General features: G+C 73.4%; 19 protein-coding genes. 7 read left to right on the forward strand and 12 right to left on the reverse strand.

Annotation, left to right across the window (positions count from 1 at the left end; translation table 11 throughout):
• Positions 1-216 precede the first annotated feature (216 nt).
• The 5 genes from E4P41_RS08650 to E4P41_RS08670 form a co-directional block, all read right to left on the reverse strand.
• Complete coding sequence (locus E4P41_RS08650; RefSeq protein WP_135140589.1) at positions 217-1,005, reverse strand: enoyl-CoA hydratase/isomerase family protein; 789 nt, start codon at positions 1,003-1,005, stop codon at positions 217-219.
• On the reverse strand, positions 1,002-2,831 hold the full coding sequence (locus tag E4P41_RS08655) for an iron ABC transporter permease (RefSeq protein ID WP_135140591.1): 1,830 nt from the start codon (positions 2,829-2,831) through the stop codon (positions 1,002-1,004). The genes E4P41_RS08650 and E4P41_RS08655 overlap by 4 nt, the downstream gene beginning before the upstream one ends.
• 106 nt (positions 2,832-2,937) lie before the next feature.
• Positions 2,938-4,020: an extracellular solute-binding protein gene (locus E4P41_RS08660; protein ID WP_245177205.1), complete on the reverse strand. Its 1,083-nt coding sequence runs from the start codon at positions 4,018-4,020 to the stop codon at positions 2,938-2,940.
• Between the two features lie 68 nt (positions 4,021-4,088).
• Complete coding sequence (locus tag E4P41_RS08665; RefSeq protein ID WP_135140595.1) at positions 4,089-5,252, reverse strand: ABC transporter ATP-binding protein; 1,164 nt, start codon at positions 5,250-5,252, stop codon at positions 4,089-4,091.
• A complete protein-coding gene (locus tag E4P41_RS08670; RefSeq protein ID WP_245177202.1) occupies positions 5,249-6,529 on the reverse strand; it encodes a CoA transferase in 1,281 nt (426 codons plus the stop codon). Before E4P41_RS08670 ends, E4P41_RS08665 begins: the two co-directional genes overlap by 4 nt.
• A gap of 111 nt (positions 6,530-6,640) precedes the next feature.
• On the opposite strand from E4P41_RS08670, the gene E4P41_RS08675 reads away from it, so the two are divergent.
• A complete protein-coding gene (locus E4P41_RS08675; protein WP_135140597.1) occupies positions 6,641-7,393 on the forward strand; it encodes an IclR family transcriptional regulator in 753 nt (250 codons plus the stop codon).
• A 3-nt stretch (positions 7,394-7,396) separates the two neighbouring features.
• Here the strand turns inward: E4P41_RS08675 and E4P41_RS08680 are convergent, their stop codons facing one another.
• The 3 genes from E4P41_RS08680 to hflX form a co-directional block, all read right to left on the reverse strand.
• The gene (locus E4P41_RS08680; RefSeq protein WP_135140598.1) at positions 7,397-8,470 is read right to left on the reverse strand and encodes a hypothetical protein; all 1,074 of its coding nucleotides are present in this window, start codon (positions 8,468-8,470) and stop codon (positions 7,397-7,399) included.
• Positions 8,442-9,116 carry a phosphatase PAP2 family protein gene (locus E4P41_RS08685; protein WP_245177203.1) on the reverse strand — a complete coding sequence of 225 codons (675 nt, stop codon included), beginning with the start codon at positions 9,114-9,116 and terminating at the stop codon, positions 8,442-8,444. The genes E4P41_RS08680 and E4P41_RS08685 overlap by 29 nt, the downstream gene beginning before the upstream one ends.
• Positions 9,117-9,250: 134 nt before the next feature.
• A complete protein-coding gene (gene hflX, locus E4P41_RS08690) occupies positions 9,251-10,741 on the reverse strand; it encodes a GTPase HflX (protein ID WP_135140600.1) in 1,491 nt (496 codons plus the stop codon).
• Between the two features lie 150 nt (positions 10,742-10,891).
• Here hflX and E4P41_RS08695 point away from each other — a divergent pair, with 150 nt between their 5' ends.
• The gene (locus E4P41_RS08695; protein WP_135140602.1) at positions 10,892-11,110 is read left to right on the forward strand and encodes a hypothetical protein; all 219 of its coding nucleotides are present in this window, start codon (positions 10,892-10,894) and stop codon (positions 11,108-11,110) included.
• A gap of 108 nt (positions 11,111-11,218) precedes the next feature.
• Here the strand turns inward: E4P41_RS08695 and dapF are convergent, their stop codons facing one another.
• From dapF to E4P41_RS08710, 3 genes are read right to left on the reverse strand one after another with little or no spacing between them, the layout of a single operon-like run.
• Complete coding sequence (gene dapF / locus E4P41_RS08700; protein WP_135140604.1) at positions 11,219-12,109, reverse strand: diaminopimelate epimerase; 891 nt, start codon at positions 12,107-12,109, stop codon at positions 11,219-11,221.
• Positions 12,106-13,029 carry a tRNA (adenosine(37)-N6)-dimethylallyltransferase MiaA gene (miaA, locus tag E4P41_RS08705; protein ID WP_135140606.1) on the reverse strand — a complete coding sequence of 308 codons (924 nt, stop codon included), beginning with the start codon at positions 13,027-13,029 and terminating at the stop codon, positions 12,106-12,108. Before miaA ends, dapF begins: the two co-directional genes overlap by 4 nt.
• Positions 13,026-13,736, reverse strand: a complete 711-nt coding sequence (locus tag E4P41_RS08710) for a hypothetical protein (RefSeq protein ID WP_135140608.1) — start codon at positions 13,734-13,736, stop codon at positions 13,026-13,028. Before E4P41_RS08710 ends, miaA begins: the two co-directional genes overlap by 4 nt.
• A 40-nt stretch (positions 13,737-13,776) precedes the next feature.
• Between E4P41_RS08710 and E4P41_RS08715 the strand changes: the two genes are divergently transcribed.
• Entirely contained in the window at positions 13,777-15,258 is a 1,482-nt protein-coding gene (locus E4P41_RS08715; protein ID WP_135140610.1) for a DUF349 domain-containing protein, read from the forward strand.
• Between the two features lie 139 nt (positions 15,259-15,397).
• On the opposite strand, the gene miaB is transcribed toward E4P41_RS08715, so the two are convergent.
• Positions 15,398-16,855 (reverse strand): tRNA (N6-isopentenyl adenosine(37)-C2)-methylthiotransferase MiaB, encoded by a 1,458-nt coding sequence (gene miaB / locus E4P41_RS08720; protein WP_135140612.1) that lies wholly within the window; start codon positions 16,853-16,855, stop codon positions 15,398-15,400.
• Positions 16,856-16,965: 110 nt separating this feature from the next.
• On the opposite strand from miaB, the gene E4P41_RS08725 reads away from it, so the two are divergent.
• The 4 genes from E4P41_RS08725 to E4P41_RS08740 all read left to right on the forward strand — a co-directional run bounded on the left by E4P41_RS08725 (position 16,966) and on the right by E4P41_RS08740 (position 20,275).
• Complete coding sequence (locus E4P41_RS08725) at positions 16,966-17,721, forward strand: amino acid ABC transporter ATP-binding protein (RefSeq protein ID WP_135140614.1); 756 nt, start codon at positions 16,966-16,968, stop codon at positions 17,719-17,721.
• Between the two features lie 29 nt (positions 17,722-17,750).
• Complete coding sequence (locus tag E4P41_RS08730) at positions 17,751-18,644, forward strand: glutamate ABC transporter substrate-binding protein (RefSeq protein ID WP_135140616.1); 894 nt, start codon at positions 17,751-17,753, stop codon at positions 18,642-18,644.
• Positions 18,645-18,728: 84 nt separating this feature from the next.
• Entirely contained in the window at positions 18,729-19,379 is a 651-nt protein-coding gene (locus E4P41_RS08735) for an amino acid ABC transporter permease (protein WP_135140618.1), read from the forward strand.
• A complete protein-coding gene (locus E4P41_RS08740; RefSeq protein WP_135140620.1) occupies positions 19,376-20,275 on the forward strand; it encodes an amino acid ABC transporter permease in 900 nt (299 codons plus the stop codon). The genes E4P41_RS08735 and E4P41_RS08740 overlap by 4 nt, the downstream gene beginning before the upstream one ends.
• The last annotated feature ends 75 nt before the right edge of the window (positions 20,276-20,350 follow it).

Consider the following 20,350-nt stretch of genomic DNA (forward strand, 5'->3'; position numbering starts at 1 on the left):
TCTCCACGAGACAGCCGACGAGAGCTACGGTTCGACACGACATCCTCCTGGTTGGGGTTGGGACACCAAGCCCGTTCACCCCACCAGGGGGATGTCCTGGGTCTTCAACCGCTCAGGGAGTTACTACCGGCGCGCGTCGAGCGCGCAGGGGGATGGACACCGGCGCGGCCGCCGACTCGAGCCGGGTCCGCGGCCGCGCCGGTGTCGCGTGCCGGGTCAGCGGCGCTGGTAGTCGCCGTCCCGCTTCTCGAAGAAGGCCCGCAGCGCCTCCTGGTGGTCCTCGGTGCGGAACATCTCCAGGAAGCGCTGGGTCTGCAACGCCTGTCCTTCGGCGAAGTCCAGCTCGAAGGCCTGCGTCACCGCGGACTTGGCGACCTCGACCGACAGCGGGGCCCGGGTGGCGATCCGCTGGGCCTTGGCCAGGGCGGCCGGCATCAGGTCGGTCGGCTCGTGCACCTCGGTGACCAGGCCCCAGTTCAGCGCCTGGTGCGCGGTGTAGCGCGCACCGGTCAGCAGGATCTCCTTGGCCGCACCGAGGCCCACCACCCGCGGCAGCCGCCAGAAGCTGACGATGAGCCCGACGTTGACGCCCGCAGCCACGAAGAACGCGTCGGTCGAGGCGATCCGGATGTCGCAGCACAGCGCGAACTCCAGCCCTCCGCCCACCGTGGCGCCGTTGATCGCGGCGATCACCGGCGCCCGGAAGTTCTGCACGCCGTTGAGCACCCGGCTGAACTCGGCCAGGTAGTCGGTGAGCTGCTCGTCGCTCATCGACTGGTCCTCGCGCAGCTGGGCGCCCGCCGTGAACGCGCGGCCCTCCCCAGTGATGACCAGGCAGCGGACCTGCTCGTCGGCGTCGAGGATGTCCAGCGCCCGCATGAACGACCGCCGGCTCTCCCAGCTGAACGTGTTGGCCGGCTCGCTGTCGAGCGTGAGCACGGCGATGTGCGGGGTCTCGTACCGCAGGTGCACTCCGGCGCCGAGATCAGGGATGGTGGCGGTCATGCGGCTTCCTCCGGGGGTGTGTTGAGGGCGACGGACGGGGAACGACGGCGGCGTCGGGACGGCGACTCGCCGGGCCTGCGGTCCAGCAGCCGTATCGCGATCACGGTCACCACGATGTTGATCAGGAGGATCACCACCGAGAGCGCACCGACGCGCTGGTAGAGCGACTCGCTGGCCAGGTTGTAGAGGACGGTGGCGACCGTCGGGTTGGCGCCGGTGTAGAGGAACACCGACATCTCCAGCTCGCGGAACAGCAGGACGAAGTTGAGCAGCCCCGCCGCCAGCAGGGAGGGTCGCAGCAGCGGCACCGTGATCCGGCGCCAGGTCCGCGCCCACGACGCACCGAGGCTCCGCGACGCCTCCTCGACCTCCGCGCCGATCTGCCCCATGCCGGCGTGCACGTAGGCGTAGGACAGGGGCAGGGCGCTGCCGGCGTAGGCGATGAGCAGGATGGTGAGCGTGCCGCCGAGGCCGAACGGCGTGCCGGCGTAGGCGATGATCAGCCCGATGCCGAGCACCGCACCGGGGAAGGCCAGCGGAGCCGCCATCACGGGCGCGATCAGGGCATTGCTGCGTGCCCGCGTGCGGTGCGCCAGCCACGCGGCGAGCAGCGCGACGGCGAGCGCGAGCACCGTGCCGGCCACGGCCAGCGCGAAGCTGTTGCGCATCGCCGCTGTGATGAGCGGGCGGCCGAACACCTGCTCGTAGTTCCCGGTGAGCGTGAAGTTGTCCCAGCCGAGCGGCCGGCCGAGGGCCTCCCGGAAGGACGTCACCAGGAGCACGCCGAACGGCAGGACGATGCTCAGCAGCACGACGGCCGAGCAGAAGGTCATCCCGAGCACCCGGCCGCCGGCGCGCAGGTGGGTGGCGTCCTGCCGGCCGGGCTTGCCGCCGATGACGGTGAACCGCTTGCCGCCGGTCAGCCAGCGCTGCACCACGAGCAGGACGGCGATGATCACCAGGATCGGCACCGAGATGACCGCCGCCGCCTCGATCCGGGGCGGGAACTGCATCAGGCTCAGCAACACCGTGGGGATGGTCTGGAACCCCACCGGCGCACCCAGGATGGCCACCGGGCCGAAGATGATCGCCGCGCTGACGAACACCAGGATCGAGCCGGCGATGAGCGCCGGCGCGATCACCGGGAAGGTGACCGTGCGCAGCACGCGCCAGCGGGAGGCGCCCAGGCTGGACGCCGCCTGCTCCAGAGCCGGGTCGATGCCCTCCAGCGCAGCCGACACCGGCAGGAAGACCAGCGGGTACAGGAACAGCGACAGGACGAAGATGATCCCCCACGGCGTGAAGATGTCGAAGGGGGCCTCCTCCAGACCGAAGAGGTTCACGAGTGCCGTGTTGAGCAGGCCGCTACGCGGCCCCAGCAGCAGGATCCAGCCCAGGGCCGCGATGAAGCTCGGCGCGGCGAAGGTGAGGACGGCGCTGCCGCGGAAGAAGCGCCGCAGCGGCATGTCCGTGCGCACGGTCAGCCAGGCCACCGGCAGGCCCAGCAGGAGGCTGCCCACGACCGTGCCGACGGCGATCCACAGCGAGTTGAGGATCGCCTCGACCAGATCGGGCTCCTGGCCGAGCAGGGCGTAGTTCGCGAGCGTGAACCCGCCGACTCCGGCGACGAAGCTCTGGCCGAAGACCTGGGCGATCGGGTAGCCGATCAGCGCGAGAACGGCCAGCGCCCAGACCACTCGCATGCTGCGGTCGAACCACGTCGCGCGCCGGCGGCCGCCGGCCGGACCGGCCGGCCGCTGCGCGGGCGCCCTCCCCGCGGCGTCGGTGTCCGACGCCGCGGGGACGGCGGGGCTGCTCACCGCCATGGCCGGCCCCCTGGCGCGGCGACCGGGCACCCGGCGACGGGGCGCGCGGCGACCGTCCGTGGCGGGGATCCCGGTGGGACGTCCGGGTGCACCGGAGTGGGCTGCCTCATCGGTCGAAGAGCTCCGCGAACCGGGCGGTGACGTCCTCCCCGCGGGTCGAGATCTCCTCGAGGCTGGTGGTCAGCAGGGTGGCGTCGGAGAGGTCGGCGGCCTCCGGAGGCTGCGGGCCGTCGACGAGGACGCTGCGCCCGCCCTGCTCGGCCAGCGCGGCCTGGAAGTCCTCGCAGAGGTGGTACTGGACGACCAGCTGGGCCGCGTTGGGATGTGGCGCGTCGGCGAGCATGGCCAGTTCGGAGGTGAACGTCGGGACGCCGTCCTCCATGTAGGCGATCTCCAGCGGCTCCCCCTCCTGAGCCGCACCGATGACGGCCGACTCGATCGCGGGGATGCCGATGTCGGCCTCGCCGGTCAGCACCAGCTGCGCCAGCGCCAGACTGCTGTCGGTGACCGCGACCTGGCGCTCGGCCAGCTGCTCGAGCCACTCCTCCCCGTACAGGTCGGTGAGCATGGTGTAGAAGGCGAGGGCGGTACCCGACGCGCCGGGGTCCGAGGTGACGATCGCGCCGGGGTACTCGGCGGCCAGCTGCTCCCAGGTGGTGGGCAGGTCGGCCGCGTCGGTGGTCGCCGAGTTGTACATGATCCCCAGCGGGACGAGGCTGTAGGGCACCTGCGGAGTGGCCGGGTCGTCCAGCCCCTCGATGATGTCGTCGGCGTTGGGCACCTCGGCGTCGACGATGACACCCTCCTCCGCCCACTGCTGCATCGTGGCCGGGTCGGTCAGGCTGACCACGTCGGCGTTCAGCGAACCGCTGGCGAGCTCGGCCGAGATCGAGTTCGCGATCGCGCCCGAGTCCTCGCGGGTGAAGGTGATGTCCAGGCCGAACTCCTCCTGCATCTTCTGCTGCAGCAGCTCCAGGCCCGCCCGCGTGTGGCCGCCGCCGTAGACGACGGCGCCGCCCTCCTCCTGGGCGGCCGCGACGAGCTCGTCGGAGATGCCCTCGCAGGTGGTGGACGCGTCCCCCTCCCCACCGGCGGCCGCGACGTCGGAGGAGCCGTTGCCACAGGCGCTGACGAGCACAGCGGCCGTCGGGGCGGCGAGACAGGTGAGCAGGCGGCGGGACGGACGCATGGTGAACACGGAGCCTCTTTCCGGGTGGTGGACGGGAGGGGGAACGGGGATGCGGCTGCGCCGGCCGGTCACGCGGCGGACCGGCCGGCGGGTGGTGGTGCGGACTGGGCGGCGCCGGTGACGGCGGCCGATGGGGCGGTGCTGTCCGGACGGTCGGCGACGATGGCCACCGCGGCCTCGGCGACGTCGAGCGCGACGGCGTCCCCCACGTCGAACCGGCCGACGCTCGGCCCGGTCGCCTTGACCGGCGCGGCCACCCCCGGCAGTGCGATGGCGTACTGGACGTGGTCGCCGAAGAACAGGGCCTCGAGGATGCGTCCGCCGTCCGACGCACCCGGGGCCGCCGGGCGCAGCCGCAGGTCCATCGGGCGGACGGACACCGCGACCTCCGCGCCCGGCTGCACGGACAGGTCGGCCGGGAGCGGCGCGGTCGCCGAGATCCCGGCAGGCAGCAGGAGGGGTACCGCGTCCCCCGTCGGGCCGCCGGACACCGTCGCGGGCAGCAGGTTGGTGGCCCCGAGTGCCCGCGCGACGAAGCCCGTCCGCGGCCGCCGGTAGACCTCCTCGGGCGTGCCCACCTGGACGATGCGACCGGCGTGCATGACCACCAGCCGGTCGGCCAGCGAGAGCGCCTCGGCCTGGTCGTGGGTGACGTAGACCATCGTCACGCCCAGGGAGCGGTGGATCCGCTTGATCTCCGAGCGCATCTCCTCGCGGAGCCGGGTGTCGAGGTTGGACAGCGGCTCGTCGAGCAGCAGCAGGGCCGGCTCGTTGACCAGCGCCCGGGCCAGCGCGACCCGCTGCTGCTGCCCGCCCGACAACTGGTGGGCGTAGCGGTCGGCCATGCCCTCGAGTTGCACCATGGTCAGCGCCTCGTCCACCCGGCGGCGCACCTCCGCGCGGCCCACCTTGGCCGTCGCCGGGCCGTACCCGACGTTCTCCCGCACGCTGAGGTGCGGCCACAGCGCATAGCTCTGGAAGACCACCGACATGCGCCGGCGCTCCGGGGGGACGAAGACGCGGGGGCCGACGAGGACCCGGTCCCCGAGCCGGATCTCCCCGCTGTCGGGCCGCTCGAAGCCCGCGATCATCCGCAGGCAGGTGGTCTTGCCGCAGCCGCTGGGGCCCAGCAGGACCACGGCCTCCCCGTCCTCGATGGAGAGGTCGACCCCGTCCACGACCGGTGCGGCGCCGAAGCTCTTGGTCAGTCCGGACAGCACGAGATGGGTCACGCCGAGACCTCCGTCGGCTCGAGGGGGGTGCGATCGGTCCCGGCCCGGCCGGGGACGTCCTCGGCCGGGGTGCCGACCAGCACTCCCGCGGCCATCAGCTCGTCGATCTCGGCGTGGGGCACACCGGTCTCGGCGAGCACCTCCCGGCTGTGCTGGCCCAGGAGGGGAGCCGGACGGCGGACGGCGGCCGGCGTGGCCGAGAGCTTCACGGGTGGGCCGATGTGGCGGACCCGGCCCATGCGGGGATGGTCGGTCTCCACGAGCATCTCGCGGGCCTGCACCTGCGGGTCGGCGTAGACCTGCTCGATGTCGTAGAGGGGGCCGCTGGGGACGCCGGCCGCGTGCAGGAGCTCGAGCCACTGGGCCGTGGGCCGGCGGCGCAGCCGGGTGGCCAGCTCCCCGGCGAGCTCGATCCGGTGGGTCATCCGGGCGCCGTTGTCGGCGAAGCGGGGGTCGGCCGCCAGACCGTCGTCCCCGAGCGCGGCGCACAGCCGCTCCCAGTTGCGCTGGTTGGCCGCTCCGATGGCGATCCACCCGTCGGCGGTCGGCAGGGCCTCGTACGGCGCCGACAGCCGGTGGGCCGACCCCATCGGCCGGGCGACCTCGCCGGTGGCGAAGAACATCGCCGTCTCCCAGACGGTGTAGGCGACGCCGGCCTCCAGCAGCGAGGTGTCGACGAACTGCCCCTCGCCGGTGCGCAGCCGGTGCACGTACGCCGACAGGACCCCGTAGGCGGCGAAGAGCCCGGCGTTGAGGTCGCAGACGGGCACACCCACCTTGGCCGGAGGCCGTCCCGGTTCCCCGGTCATGCTCATCAGGCCGCTCATCGCCTGGGCGACCAGGTCGTAGCCACCGCGCCCGGCATAGGGCCCGGTGGCCCCGAAGCCGGAGATCGAGCAGTAGACGAGTTCGGGGTTGAGCTTGCGGAGAGCCTGGTGGCCCAGCCCGAGGCGGTCGAGCATCCCCGGCCGGAAATTCTCCACCAGGACGTCGGCGTCCCGGGCCAGCCGCCGCACGACGTCGACGCCGCGAGGGTCCTTGAGGTCCACCGCGAGACCGCGCTTGTTCCGGTTCATGGCGTTGAAGGCCGGCGAGAGCTCCACGTCCGGGCCGCGGGACATCCGTCGGGTGTCGTCCCCGCCGTCCGGTCGCTCGACCTTGACGACGTCGGCCCCCATGTCGGCCAGGAGCATGGAGCAGTAGGCCCCCGCCATGACCTGGGTGAGGTCGAGGACCCGGACGCCCGTGAGGGCTCCCGGCGGACCTGGGATCGGCAACTGGCCTCCAACTGCTTGACGACCGTGTCACTGTGTGGCACGGTTTGCCATTGTGCGGCACGGCTGTGGCGAACGCCACAGTAGGAGCGACTGGAGGGTGGCGTCAACCACATGAGGAGCGTTTCCGTCGCCCTGGCGGTCCTGGAGGCGGTGGCCGAGCAGCAACCGGTCGGCGTCAGCGAGCTGTCGCGCGCCATGCAGCTGCCCAAGTCGACGACCCAGCGCATGCTGCTCACCCTCGGCCAGCTCGGCTGGATCCGGGCCGGGGCCGAGGAGCCGACCCGCTGGTCGCTGACCTCCAAGGCGCTGTCCATCGGCTCCCGCCACCGCGGCGACGAGGAGATCCGCCGGGTGGCCCTGCCCGCCATGCACACGCTGTCCGCGGCGACCGGGGAGACCGTGCACCTGTCGGTCCCGGAGGAGCGCCGGGTCGTCCTGATCGAGAAGATCGAGGGTGTCCACCCGGTGCGGACGCACACCACGATCGGCAACGGTGCGCCGCTGCACACCACCGCCTCGGGCAAGGCCATCCTGGCGGCGATGCCGGAGGCGCAGGCCCGCGCGCTGCTCGTGGCGGTGCCGCTCGAGGCGCTCACCGAGCACACCCAGACCGACGTCGCCGCGCTGCAGGAGGAGCTCGTCCGGGTGCGGCGGGACGGCTATGCGGTGACCGTGGGCACCAGGCACCCCGAGATCGCGGCCGTGGGCGCGGCCGTCCTGGGGACCTCCGGCCTCCCCGTCGCGTCGCTGAGCCTCTCCCTCCCGGCCCACCGGTTCCCGCAACCGCTGTGGTCGGAGTTCGGCGAGCAGGTCGCTCGGGCCGCCACCGAGTGCAGCCGCCAGCTCGGCTGGCGGCCGGCCTGAAGCTCAGCCGCTGCGGCCGCGCAGCCTGCTGCCGAGCCACACGAGCACGGCGGCCGCGGCCGCGGCGGCCACCGCGGCCGGGATGGGCGAGGGGCCGCCATCGGTGCCGAGCAGGTCGGTCAGCGCCCCGTCCGGGGGCTCGGACGGGGCGGCCGGGCTCGGAGCGGCCGGCACCGGGACGACGGTGACGTCGCCGGGCAGCCCCTCGCCCGCGACGACGAGCGCCGAGGAGTCCCCGGTGAAGCTCACCGCCTCCCCCTGCGGCGCGGTGGGCAGGGCGACGCGGCGCGGCTCGGCCGCGAGCGCCCCGACGACGTCGGAGCCCGACAGCGGCCAGACGTAGGCGTCGGTGTAGGTGCGCAGCGCGATCCACCGGCCGTCGGGCGAGACCGCGCCGCCGGTGACCATGAGCTGCCCGGCCCGGCCCACCGGGCCGCCCGGCGTCCCGGTCAGGGTGAAGTCCACGCCGGCGACCTCGGCGAGCCCCACCGTGCCGTTCTCGGCCAGCGCCGACACCGGCCGGTACACCGCGCTGGCCCCGAGGACCTCCTTGCTGACCAGGTACGGCGTGCCGTCCGGAGCCAGCAGCAGCGCCTCGACGTCCCGCGGCCCGTCGGGGAAGGTGAGCCGGTACACCGAGCTGCTGCCGTCGGGGCGCAGCGCGAGCAGGGCCACGGTCTCGCGGGTGCCCGTGTTGTCGCCGGTGTCGGCCAGCCAGACCGTCCCGTCGACGGCGAGCGCCATGTCCTCCGGGTCGTAGGGGTCGAGCGCCGCCGACTGCACGGTGACGACCGCGCAGGCCTGGTCCAGCACGTAGACGTCCAGGCGGTCGCCGCCGTCGTTGTGCACCAGCATCCGGTCGCCGACCTCCACCAGGCCGGAGACCTCCGGCAGCCGGGGGTCGGTGAGCTGGCAGCGCGCCACCGGCCCGGCAGGGTCGGCCGGTGCAGCGGAGGCGGCCGGCTGTGCGGACGCCGGCAGGGCGACGCCCAGGACGAGGGACAGCGCGAGGCCCGTCCCCGCCGCCAGGCGTCGCCCCCCGACGCCGCTATGCGGACGACCGGCCTGCTCGGACACCGGCCCAGCGTGACAGCACGACTGCGTCCAGTGCATGAACCACGCCCAGCAGCAGGATGCCGACGGCGGCCCCGACGACGGCGTCGGTGACCCAGTGGAAGTCCAGGGAGACCATCGCGACGCCGGTGACGACCGGCCCCGCCACGCTCAGCCACCAGAAGACCCGCTGCACCGGAGCGGGCAGGCCGTACTCGACCGCCTGCCAGCGGGCCACCCCCCACATGAGCACGGCGTTGGCGACGTGACCGGAGGGGAAGGACGCGCCGTCCGGGTGGAAGAAGAACGACCCCGGGAAGTTGGGCGCCGTGCGCCCCGTGCCGAACTTGATCGCGTAGACCGTCACCGTCAGGAGGGCCAGCGCGGTCAGCACCCGGACCAGGGGCAGCCAGGTACGTCGTCGCCAGGCCAGGTACCCCACCAGCGCGGCGAGGACGACGAGGATCGTCCCCCGCCCGCCGACCTGGGTCAGCACCCAGAAGAGCGGGTAGGCCGCCGACTCCTCCAGGCCCCAGTCGGTCGCGACCTCGGAGACCTGCAGGTCCAGGCGCTCGAGCCAGCCGCTGCCGAACAGGTCGGCCGTGACGAGCGACCCGATGACGAGGGCGGCGACGAGCAGCCACCACTGCGGGCGGCCGGTCGTGGACACCGGGGCAGGATGCGCGGCTGCGGCGCCCGGGGGCACGGACACCCCGGAACGCCGCCGCACCGCACCGCTGGTCACGCCGGCCACGGTACCGGGCCGTGACCGGATCGTGACCTCGCCCGCTCGGGCGGGGCGTGTCAGCCGACCGGCGCGGTGAACTCCTGCAGGACGGCGGCGAGCGCGCCGTCCACCCGGGCGCTCAGCCGGGTGCCGGTGGCCTCGTGGGTCTCGCCGAGCACCTCGCCGTCCCGGTGCACGCGGGCGACCAGGTCGCCGCGGTCGTAGGGCACCAGCACGTCGACCTCGACGTCGGGGTGCGGCAGCCGGGCCGCGACGATCTCGCGGAGCCGCTCGATGCCCTCCCCCGTGCGCGCCGAGACCCACACCGCCCCCGGCAGCGCCCGGCGCAGCGTGAGGACGTCGTCCTCGGTCATCGCGTCGACCTTGTTGACCACGATGAGCTCCGGTACCGCCCCCGCGTCGATCTCGCGGAGGACGACGTGGACGGCGTCGATCTGGCCCAGCGGGTCGGAGTCGGAGCCGTCGACGACGTGCAGCAGCAGGTCGGCGGCGGCCACCTCCTCCAGCGTCGAGCGGAAGGCGTCGACCAACTGGTGCGGGAGGTGCCGCACGAACCCGACGGTGTCGGTGAGCGTGTACTCGCGGCCGTCCGGGGACTGCGCCCGTCGCACGGTCGGATCCAGGGTGGCGAACAGTGCGTTCTCCACCAGCACGCCGGCACCGGTGAGCCGGTTGAGCAGGCTGGACTTCCCGGCGTTGGTGTATCCGGCGATCGCCACGCCGGGAACGGCGTTGCGGCCCCGGCTCGAGCGCTGGGTGGCCCGCGCGGTGGCCATGCCGGCGATCTCCCGCCGCAGCTTGCTCACCCGCGCCCGGATCCGCCGCCGGTCGGTCTCGATCTTCGTCTCGCCGGGCCCGCGCGTTCCGATCCCGCCACCCCCGGCCACCCGGCCACCGGCCTGCCGGGACAGCGACTCACCCCAGCCGCGCAGCCGCGGCAGCATGTACTGCATCTGGGCCAGCTCGACCTGCGCCTTGCCCTCCCGGCTGGAGGCGTGCTGGGCGAAGATGTCGAGGATCAGCGCGGTCCGGTCGACCACCTTGACCTTGAGGATCTTCTCCAACGCGTTCAGCTGGCCCGGGGTCAGCTCACCGTCGCAGATCACCGTGTCGGCGCCGGCCGCCGCGACGAGATCGCGGACCTCGGCGGCCTTGCCCGACCCGACGTAGGTGCCGGCGTCGGGCTTGTCGCGCCGCTGGCTGACCGCCTCCAGGACCTGCGAGCCCGCGGTCTCGGCCAGCGCGGCGAGCTCGGCGAGCGACCGGTCGGCGTCGGCCTGCGTCCCCTCGGTCCAGACGCCGACCAGCACCACGCGCTCCAGGCGCAGCCGTCGGTACTCGACCTCGGTGACGTCGGCGAGCTCGGTGGACAGGCCGGCCACCCGGCGCAGCGCGCCGCGGGCCTCGAGCTCGTAGGAGCCGGTCGTGTCGTCGGGCTCCGCCCATCCCTCGTCGGGGCGGGGCGCCCCCTCGGCGGGCGCCGGAGCGGCCCGGAGGGCTCGCTCCTCGGCGTCGGCCAGGACGGCGCGGTTCTGTGCTGTCGTCATCGTCTCCAGCGTGGCAGACCCCAGCAGCTGGGGCATCCGAGTTGTCATCGCCGGTTGCAACACCGCGCCGGCCGGGGACCATCCCGCCACGCGTGGCCGGGGCACAGCCGGGTAGGGCCCGGACGACGACCGACTCCGAGGAGGCTCCAGATGACCGAGTCCGGCAGCAGCAGCGCGCGCGCCGACGACGAGCTCGACGACCCGGGCCGCGACCCCGTGGGTCTGCACCCCCCGCGGGACATCCTCGACGCCCCGGGCGGGATGACGGAGAACCCGGGATACACGCCGCACCGCCCCTCCGAGGCCGAGCGGCAGGCCGGCAGCAAGCCGGACGAGCCGCCGACCGGGACCGGCGAGGGTGGGCCGTGATCAGTCGGCGGCCCTCCTGCAGTAGAAGGACCCCGTCCTCCCCACCCTTCGCAAGCTCAGGGCGGGACCCGGGACGGGGCCAACGGCAGGGGGCAGGAGGGTCCTTTTTCAGCCGGCGAGCGGATCCTCGAGGCTCCCGATCCACTCCCGGGTGAGTTCGCCGGCGGCCACCACCACTGCGGGACCGCTGAGCACCGTCGTCCGCTCGTCGACCGTCACGGTCAGCCGGCCGCCGGGAACGTCGACGGTGACCGTGCCGGCGGTCGTGGCGGCGGCCTCCAGGGCCGCCCAGGCCGCGGCGCACGCACCGGTGCCGCACGAGCGGGTCTCCCCCACCCCCCGTTCGAACACCCGCAGCCGGATGTGCGCGCCAGGTTCCACGACGTTGACGAACTCCACGTTGACGCCGTCCGGGAAGAGGCCGGGGTCGACCGCCGGCACGTGACCGAGGTCGAGGGTGTCGACGTCGACGTCGGTGAGCACGGCCAGGTGCGGGTTGCCCATCGACACCGCGCGGCCGGGGAACGAGGTGCCGCCCAGCTCGGCGGCGCCGGTGCCGAACGGCCGCGCCGGGCCCATGTGGACCCAGTAGCCGCCGTCGGCCGCGGCACCGACCCGTCGGGGTCCGCCGCGGGTGCCGACCCAGATGCCGTCCGCGCAGGCCGACCGCTCCACCAGACCCTCGGTGACCAGGACGTGCAGGAACAGCCGGATGCCGTTGCCGCACATCTCGGCGGTCGAACCGTCGGCGTTGCGGTGGTCCATGAACCACTCGCACTGCGCCAGCGCCTCGCCGAGCACCGCGGAGGCGTCGGGCACGTGCGCACTGCGGACGACGCGCAGCACGCCGTCCCCACCGAGACCGGCGCGCCGCTCGCACAGCCGCCGCACCATGGCTGCGTCCAGCCGCTCCTCCGGCCAGCCGGTGCCGTCGGGGTCGGGCAGGACGACGAAGTCGTTCTCCGTGCCGTGCCCGACCAGGACCCGCTGCGCGCTCACCGGTCCAGGGTACGAGCGGTGATCACCCCGAGCGCCGCGTCCACCAGGTCCGGCCGGGCGGCGTCGAGCCAGCCGGTCGCCGCGTCGCGGCGGAACCAGGAGCGCTGTCGGCGCACGAACCGCCGGGTGGCGCTGATCGTGCGCTCGCGTGCCTCGGCCGGGGTGAGCGCACCGTCGAGCTGGGCCAGGATCTGCGCGTAGCCCAGCGCCCGCGAGGCGGTGGGGCCCTCCCGCAGACCGTCGGCGGCCAGCGCCTCCACCTCGGCGACGAAGCCGGCCGCCCACATCCGGTCCACCCGGGCGGCGACCCGCTCGTCGAGTTCGGCCGGCTCCCGGTCCAGGCCGACCACCACGGCCGGGTAGTGCGGCCGCGGCTCGGGCAGCGTCGCCCGGAACGGCCCGCCGGTGAGTTCGACGACCTCGAGCGCGCGCACGATCCGCCGCCCGTTCGACGGCAGGACGGCGGCCGCCGCAGCGGGATCGAGAGCCGCCAGCCGGGCGTGCAGTTCCGCTGGGCCGGAGTCGGCGAGCTCGGCCTCCAGCCGGGCCCGCACCGCGGGGTCGGTGCCGGGGAAGTCCAGCTCGTCGAGGACGGCGCGCACGTAGAGCCCGGAGCCGCCGACCAGCAGCGGCACCACGCCCGCCGCGCGCAGCCGGTCCACCTCGGCGCGGGCCAGCCGTCGGTACTCGGCCACCGACGCCGCCTCGCGCACGTGCCAGACGCCGAGCAGGTGGTGCGGCACGCCGTCCCGCTCCGCGGCGTCGGGCTTGGCGGTGCCGATGTCCATGCCGCGGTAGAGCTGCATCGAGTCGGCGCTGACCACCTCGCCGCCGAGCCGCTGCGCGAGGGCGACCCCGAGCGCGGTCTTGCCGGTGGCGGTGGGGCCCACCAGCGCGACCACCGGCGGGAGGTCGCTCACCGGGCGCGCCAGTCGGCGACCAGGTAGCCGACGCCGAAGGGCGCCTCGTGCGCGTGCAGCCGGCCCTCCACCTCCCGGCCGGCCAGGGCGGCGCCGACGGCCCGCCAGGTGGGCACGCCGGCGGCGAGCAGCCGCACCCCCTCGGCCGGGTCGAGGGCCGCCAGGGCCGCCGCGTCGCCGGCGGCCAAGGCGGCCGCGACCGCGTCGTCGAAGGGGGCGGCGGCCTCGTCGAGGGAGCCCGGCGCCTTGAGCGAGCGCCGCGCCGAGCCGTCCCCCATCGCCAGGACCCCCACCGGCCCGGGCATGCCCGTCAGGGCGGCGGCGAGGTCGTCCGGACCGACCCCGAGGCGGACGCCGGCGTACCCGGCCTCGTCCAGCAGCCAGGCGCCGAGCGTGTGGGCCAGCGGGGTACGGCGCCCGCCCGGCCGGACCCTCTCCGCGAACGGGACCTCCAGGTCGACGCCGAAGCCGCCCAGGTCCCCGCCGTCGCCGTTCCCGAACCGCCCGCAGGCCCCGTCGCCGCCGACGACCACCACGACCTCCGCACCGGCGGCGAGCATCGCATCCACCGCGCTCGCGCAGTCGACCCGCAGCGCGGCGGTGTCGGCCGCCGCCCGGCCGGCCACCGCCGGTAGGAGCAGCGGCGGGCACGGGCAGAAGGCGACGGCCAGGGGAGCCTCCGGTCCGCCCGCGCGATGTGAGCTCACCGCAGCAGTGTCCCGGATGCGTCGTGGGACACTCCGGAGCGTGTCGAGCACGGAGAACGCCGGAAACCCCTCGCAGCAGCTGCCCCAGCCGGAGACGGCCGGATCCGAGGCGGTCGCCCCCGAGGCGGGGACGGCGGCGGCGCCCACGCCCGGCGACGCCGCTCTCGCCGACCCGACCGCGGGGGCCGCCGGCCCGACCGCGGAGACCGCCGAGCACACCCCGGAGGCCGCCGAGCACACTCCGGAGGGGACCGCACCCGAGGGCACCACGCCTGAGGTCACCGCACCGCAGTCGCCCACCGCCCCGGCGGCCGACCCCACGCACTGGGGCCGGGTGGACGAGGACGGCACCGTCTACGTCCGCACCGCCGACGGCGAGCGCGCCGTCGGCTCCTGGCAGGCCGGCGACCCGGCCGCAGGGCTGGCCCACTACGCCCGCCGCTACGACGACCTGGCCACGGAGGTGTCGCTGCTCGAGGCGCGGCTGAAGGCACACACCGGAAACCCCGGTGAGATCAAGGCCAAGGCGCAGTCACTGGCCGAGTCGATCCCCACCGCGACCGCCGTCGGCGACCTCGACGGGCTGGCCGCCCGCGCCCGCGCCATGGTCGGGACCGCCGACTCCGCGGCCGCCGAGTCGCGGGCGGAGAAGGCCGCCGCGCGGGCCGCGCAGGTCGCCCGCAAGGAGGCGCTGGCCGCCGAGGCCGAGCAGATCGCCGCCGAGTCCACCTCGTGGAAGGCCGCCGGCGACCGGCTCAAGGCCATCGTCGAGGAGTGGAAGACCATCCGCGGCATCGACCGCAAGACCGACGAGGCGCTGTGGACGCGCTTCGCTGCCGCCCGCGACGCCTTCGGCCGCCGGCGGGGCGCGCACTTCGCCGCGCTCGACGCCCAGCGCAGCGAGGCCCGCGCGGCCAAGCAGGAGCTCATCGCCGAGGCGCAGCAGCTCTCGACGTCCACCGACTGGGGCCCCACCAGCGCCGCGATGCGCGCGCTGATGGACCGCTGGAAGGCCGTCCCCCGCACCGGCCGCGACGGGGACGACGACCTGTGGAAGCAGTTCCGCGCCGCCCAGGACGTCTTCTTCACCGCCCGCGGTGAGTCGGACAAGGCCCGCAACGCCGAGCAGCTGGCCAACCAGCAGGCCAAGGAGGAGATCCTCACCGAGGCCGAGAAGCTCGACCCCTCCACCGACCTGCGCGGGGCGCAGAACGCGCTGCGCAAGCTGCAGGAGCGCTACGACGCGATCGGCCACGTGCCGCGTGGCGCGATGCGGCAACTGGAGGACCGGATGCAGGCCGTCGAGCAGCGTATCCGCGGCGCCGCCGACACCACCCGCGCGCGGGTGGCTCCGGAGAATCCGATGGTCACCTCGATGCGGCAGGCGGTCACCAAGGCCGAGGAGCAGCTGGTCAAGGCCGAGGCGGCCGGCGACGCCCGGCGGACCGACGAGGCCCGGGCCAACCTGGCCACCCGGCGGGAATGGCTGGCCGAGGCGGAGAAGTCGGCCTCCCGCCGCTGAGAAAGGACCCCCTCCTCCCCGCCCCTCGTAGAGGACCCCCTGCCCCCGCCGTAAAGGACCCCGTCCTCCCCATCCTTCGCAAGCTCAGGGCGGTACCCGGGACGGGTCGCGTCGGGACGCTGCAGGGGGCCGGGGGGCCTCAGGCCGGGGCGCCGATCCGCGGCATCCCGAGCAGCACGCCGGGCGTGGTCGGGCGGCTACCTGCCTCGGCGGCGTCTCCCGCGCGGGTCCGCCGGTGCGACAGCAGCGGCCCGTCGGCGACCAGGTGGTGCGGCGCCGCCTGGGTCACCACGGTCTCGACGACATCGCCCGGACGGACGCCGTCCGCGGCCGTGAAGTGCACGAGCCGGCCGTCGCGGGCGCGGCCGGAGAGTCGGCCGGTGCGGGCGTCCTTGCTGCCCTCCCCCGCGGCCACCAGCAGCTCGACGGTCCGCCCCACCTGGGCGCGGTTCTCCGCCCAGCTGATCTCCTCCTGCAGGGCGACCAACCGCTCGTAGCGCTCCTGGACGACGGCCTTGGGCAGCTGGCCGTCCATCTCGGCGGCCGGCGTCCCGGGCCGCTTGGAGTACTGGAAGGTGAAGGCGCCGGCGAACCGGGCGGCGCGCACCACGTCGAGGGTCTGCTCGAAGTCGGCCTCGGTCTCGCCGGGGAACCCCACGATGATGTCGGTGGTGATCGCCGCGTCGGGCATCGCCGCCCGCACCCGGTCGAGGATGCCGAGGAAGCGCTCCCGGCGGTAGGCACGGCGCATGCGGCGCAGGACGTCGTCCGATCCCGACTGCAGCGGCATGTGCAGCGAGTGGCAGACCGCCGGCGTCTCGGCCATCGCGGCGATGACGTCGTCGGTGAACTCCCGCGGGTGCGGGCTGGTGAATCGGATCCGCTCCAGGCCCCCGATGCGGCCGACTGCGCGCAGCAGGTCGGCGAAGGCGCCCCGGTCGCCGAACTCGGCGCCGTAGCTGTTCACGTTCTGGCCGAGCAGGGTCACCTCGAGCACGCCCTGGTCGACCAGCGCCTGCACCTCGGCGAGGATCTCGCCCGGACGACGGTCCTTCTCCGTGCCGCGCAGCGACGGGACGATGCAGAACGTGCAGGTGTTGTTGCACCCGACGCTGATCGACACCCAGCCGGAGTATGCGGAGTCCCGCTTGGCCGGCAGCGTCGACGGGAAGACCTCGAGAGCCTCCTTGATCTCCACCTGCGCCTCGGCGTTGTGCCGCGCCCGCTCCAGCAGCGCCGGCAGGGAACCGACGTTGTGCGTGCCGAAGACGACGTCGACCCACGGAGCGCGGCGGACGATCTCGCCGCGGTCCTTCTGCGCCAGGCATCCGCCGACGGCGATCTGCATTCCCGGGTGCGCGTCCTTGACCGGGCGCAGGTGGCCGAGGTTGCCGTAGAGCCGGTTGTCGGCGTTCTCCCGCACCGCGCAGGTGTTGAGGACGACGACGTCGGCGTCGTCCCCCTCCGCCGCGGCGGTGTAGCCGGCCGCCTCCAGGAGCCCGGAGAGGCGCTCGGAGTCGTGCACGTTCATCTGGCAGCCGAAGGTGCGGACCCGGTAGGTCCGGGGCGGGGTGGCGGCGCTGAGGTCGGTCGTCATGACGGATCGAGAGTACGGCGAAACCAGCGGGTGTCCCCGCCGCGGCTTCGTTACGCCTTCGTGATCGCCAGGGGCGGATACCGTCGCCCACCGCCTCTAGGGTTCCCCGGGTGACCAGCCGTTCCGCCGGAGAGCCTCTCGTCCGTCTGTCCGGTGTCAACAAGTGGTTCGGTGAGCTGCACGTGCTGCAGGACATCGACCTGTCCATCGACCGCGGCGAGGTGGTCGTGGTCATCGGGCCGTCCGGCTCCGGGAAGTCGACGCTGTGCCGCACGATCAACCGCCTGGAGCCGATCCAGCAGGGTGAGATCGCCATCGACGGCGAGCGGCTGCCCGAGGAGGGCAAGCAGCTGGCCCGGCTGCGCGCCGACGTCGGCATGGTGTTCCAGAGCTTCAACCTCTTCGCGCACAAGACCGTTCTGGAGAACGTGACCCTGGGCCCGGTCAAGGTCCGCCGGCAGTCGAAGGGTGAGGCCGAGCGGCGCGCCCGCGAGCTGCTCGACCGGGTCGGCGTGGGCGCGCAGGCCGAGAAGGTGCCCGCGCAGCTGTCCGGCGGTCAGCAGCAGCGGGTGGCGATCGCCCGCGCGCTGGCGATGGACCCGAAGGTGATGCTCTTCGACGAGCCGACCTCGGCGCTGGACCCCGAGATGATCAACGAGGTCCTCGACGTGATGACCACGCTCGCCCGCGACGGCATGACGATGGTCGTCGTCACCCACGAGATGGGCTTCGCCCGCCGGGCTGCCAACCGGGTCGTGTTCATGGACGCCGGCCGGATCGTCGAATCCGCCGACCCGGAAACCTTCTTCACCCGCCCGGCGTCCGATCGGGCCAAGGACTTCCTGTCCAAGATCCTCACCCACTGACCGCGTTCCCCGATCGAGAGGACCCACACATGAGGACCCGCCGCACCACCCTGGCCGCCACGGTCGCCATCGCCTCCCTCGCCCTCGCTGCCTGTGGCGGTGACGAGGCCGACGAAACGGCCGCCGGGCCGCCGGTCGCCGAGGCCCCCGAGTTTGAGCCCGGGACGACGATGGCCGAGCTGGCCGAGGCCGGCACCATCACCGTCGGCACCAAGTTCGACCAGCCGGGCTTCGGACTGGAGAACCTCGAGGGCGAGGTCGAGGGCTTCGACGTCGAAGTCGCGAAGATTATCGCCGCCGAGCTCGGCATCGCGCCCGAGGACATCGACTTCGTCGAGACGCCCTCGGCCGTGCGCGAGGAGGTCATCGAGGGCGGCGAGGTCGACATGGTCGTCGCCACGTACACGATCAACGACGAGCGCCGCGAGCGGGTCTCTTTCGCCGGGCCGTACTACGTGGCCGGCCAACAGATCATGGTCAGGTCGGACAACACGACGATCACCGGACCGGAGTCGTTCATGGAGAACCCCGACGCCACCGTCTGCACGGTGACCGGCTCGACTCCGTCGGAGAACATCCGCCCGTACCTGGCCAGCGAGCAGGAGCAGCTGGTGCTCTTCGACGAGTATTCGCAGTGCGTCGACGCCCTGAGCAATGGCACGGTCGACGCGGTGACCACCGACAACGTCATCCTGCTGGGCTACGTCGCCGAGTCCGATGGCGCGTTCAAGTTGGTCGGCGAGCAGTTCACCGAGGAGCCCTACGGCATCGGCATCGAGCGCGGCGACGTCGCGTTCTGCGAATTCATCAACGAAACCCTCGCGGAGAACGAGGAGGCCTACGTCGAGGCCTGGGAGTCCACCGCCGGCCAGGTCGAGGGCGCCGAGACCCCCGAGCTGCCCGAGCCCGCTCCCTGCTCCTGATCGATCAAGGGACTGCGGCCGGCCGCGCATCCGCCGGCCGCAGTCCCTCGTCCTGTCCCACCCACGGACCGTGAGGGAGCGCGCGTGGATGCGGTCACCGAGAACCTCGACGACTACGTCAGCGGCTTCCTGACGTCGCTGAGCATCATCCTGTGGTCGCTGGTCGGCTCCCTCGTGCTCGGCATGCTGATCGCCGCGTGCCGCGTCTCCCCCGTCCCGCCGCTGCAGCGCTTTGGCGCCTTCTGGGTGACTACCTTCCGCAACACGCCGCTGTCGGTCGTCCTGTTCTTCTGCGCGTTCGGGCTACCCGAGCTCGGCGTTATCCGCAGCTTCTTCTTCTTCGGCGTGCTGGGCCTGGTCCTCTACACCTCGGCGTTCGTCTGCGAGGCCGTCCGCTCGGGCATCAACTCGGTCTCCGCCGGCCAGGCCGAGGCAGCGCGCTCGATCGGCCTGAACTTCACCCAAAGCCTGCGCTTCGTCGTGCTGCCCCAGGCCCTGCGCACCGTCGTCCCGCCGCTGGGCAGCGTCATCATCGCCATGTTCAAGAACTCCGCGGTGGTCGGCGCATTCGGTGTCGGGGGCGACCTCTGGAGCACCGGGCTAACGCTGACCAGCGCGCGGGGCTACGAGACCTTGCCGGTGTTCATCGGTGTCGCCCTCGGGTTCCTCCTCATCACGCTGCCCGCCGGGGCGCTGTTGCATGTCATCGAGCGGAAGGTGGCGATCGCCCGATGAGCCAGCAGTCCGTCCTCTACGACGCCCAGGGTCCGCGCGCTCAGCGCCGTACGCGTATCGGCACCGTCGTAGCCCTGCTGGTCCTGGCCGTGCTGGCCTTCGTCGTCGTCCGCCGCCTGGTCGAGCAGGGCGAGTTCACGATGGAGAAGTGGGGTCCGCTCATCAATCCCGGAAACGAGGCCTTCGACGCCGTCTGGCGGCTGCTGCTCGAGGGCGTGGTCAACACGCTCAAGGCCGCGGCAATCGCCATGACGCTGTCGATCGTGCTCGGCACGCTGATCGCCGTGGCCCGGCTGTCCCTCGGTCGCACCGGGCGCATCCCGCTGATTGGGCTCGTCGAGGTCTTCCGCGGGCTGCCAGTGGTCGTGCTGGTCTACTTCGGCGTGCGGGTGCTGCCTGACGTCGGCGTTCCCCTGGACGAGCTGCCGGGCGGCGCAGTGCTGTGGGGCCTGGTCATCGGCCTGACCGCCTACAACATGGTGATCTTCGCCGAGGTCGTGCGGGCCGGGGTGGAGTCGCTTCCCCGTGGGCAGCGGGAGGCGGCTCTGGCGACCGGGCTCACCAACGGCCAGGCGATGCGCCTGGTGCTGCTGCCGCAGGCGTTCCGCGTCATGCTGCCGGCAATCATCAGTCAGCTCGTGGTCGTGCTCAAGGACACCTCGCTGGTGACCTTCGTGGCCAACTTCGACGAGCTGCTCAGCCAGGGCGAGAGCATCCGCCGCAACCTGGACAACCCGATCCAGACGTTCATCGTCATCGCGCTGATGTACATCGCGATCAACTACGCGCTCGGCCGGCTGGCGCAGTACCTCGAGCGCCGGCAATCGCGGACAGCAGGTGAGGCGGGCACGGCCGCCGACGAGGACAGTCGGGTGCCAGTGGGCGGCGGGGCCTGAGAGGCGGAACTGGTCGGTCACGCCCGAGCGCGGACCTGCCGATACCACTGGCGTGGACACCGCTCTCCGCCCCGC

The sequence above is a fragment of the Geodermatophilus sp. DF01-2 genome (assembly GCF_004571065.1).
Taxonomy (GTDB): Bacteria; Actinomycetota; Actinomycetes; order Mycobacteriales; family Geodermatophilaceae; genus Geodermatophilus.

What these genes read in the sequence shown, in the direction of transcription:
- hflX (WP_135140600.1), bottom strand. Translation starts at nt 10,741, where the DNA reads ATGACGACAGCACAGAACCGCGCCGTCCTGGCCGACGCCGAGGAGCGA.
- E4P41_RS08675 (WP_135140597.1), top strand. Translation starts at nt 6,641, where the DNA reads ATGAGGAGCGTTTCCGTCGCCCTGGCGGTCCTGGAGGCGGTGGCCGAG.
- E4P41_RS08740 (WP_135140620.1), top strand. Translation starts at nt 19,376, where the DNA reads ATGAGCCAGCAGTCCGTCCTCTACGACGCCCAGGGTCCGCGCGCTCAG.
- E4P41_RS08650 (WP_135140589.1), bottom strand. Translation starts at nt 1,005, where the DNA reads ATGACCGCCACCATCCCTGATCTCGGCGCCGGAGTGCACCTGCGGTAC.
- E4P41_RS08695 (WP_135140602.1), top strand. Translation starts at nt 10,892, where the DNA reads ATGACCGAGTCCGGCAGCAGCAGCGCGCGCGCCGACGACGAGCTCGAC.
- E4P41_RS08730 (WP_135140616.1), top strand. Translation starts at nt 17,751, where the DNA reads ATGAGGACCCGCCGCACCACCCTGGCCGCCACGGTCGCCATCGCCTCC.
- miaB (WP_135140612.1), bottom strand. Translation starts at nt 16,855, where the DNA reads ATGACGACCGACCTCAGCGCCGCCACCCCGCCCCGGACCTACCGGGTC.
- E4P41_RS08655 (WP_135140591.1), bottom strand. Translation starts at nt 2,831, where the DNA reads ATGGCGGTGAGCAGCCCCGCCGTCCCCGCGGCGTCGGACACCGACGCC.
- E4P41_RS08660 (WP_245177205.1), bottom strand. Translation starts at nt 4,020, where the DNA reads ATGCGTCCGTCCCGCCGCCTGCTCACCTGTCTCGCCGCCCCGACGGCC.